Genomic DNA, 620 nt, shown 5'->3' with positions numbered 1-620 from the left:
CGGCATCGGCGCGGCGCTGGCTTTCGACGGCCAGTTCCTCGGTGGCGCGGCGCGAGATGCCCTCCATGGTGGCGATGGCGTCGGCGCAGATGCCCTGGGCGACCTGGGGGTGCAACCGACGCAGGTTCAGGTTGTCGGCGTCGAACAGCCGGGTGCGCGCGGCCCTGGGGTTGCCGTAGTTGAAGGACATCATCTCGGCCCCGCCGGAGATGACGATATCCTCCATGCCGGCCATCACGGTGGCGGCGCCGAAGTTGACGGCGGTGAGGGCCGAGCCGCAGAAACGGTCGAGCGTCACGCCCGAGGCGCGGACGTCGTAGCCGGCGGCAAGCGCGGTCATGCGGCCGAGGTCGTTGCCCTGCAGGTTCTGCTGGTTGGAGCAGCCCCAGATGATGTCGTCGACCTTGTCGGTGGGCAGGTCGTTGCGCTGTTTCAGCGCGCGGAGCACGGTGGCGCCGAGCTCCTGCGGGTGCAGGCCCGAGAGCGCGCCCTTGCCGATCTTGCCGAGGCCGCGCGGGGTACGGCAGTGATCCACGATATAGGCTTCGGCCATGACGGCTCCTGTTTCGAAAAGGGCGGCGCCCTTGCGAGGCGCCGCCAGGTGCGTCAGTCGACGGGAG

The 620-nt window shown here is 69.7% G+C and carries 1 protein-coding gene; it reads right to left on the bottom strand.

Going from position 1 to position 620, the window contains the following annotated elements:
- A partial coding sequence (locus IE266_RS26775; protein WP_505973615.1) for a thiolase family protein occupies nucleotides 1-553 on the bottom strand: 553 nt, incomplete at its 3' end.
- Between the last annotated feature and the right edge of the window lie 67 nt (nucleotides 554-620).

It is taken from the genome of Seohaeicola zhoushanensis (genome assembly GCF_014656415.1).
Classification (GTDB): domain Bacteria; phylum Pseudomonadota; class Alphaproteobacteria; order Rhodobacterales; family Rhodobacteraceae; genus Seohaeicola_A; species Seohaeicola_A zhoushanensis.
Note: the sequence above shows the minus strand (reverse complement) of the source record. Positions and strands in the feature narration are given on the sequence as shown.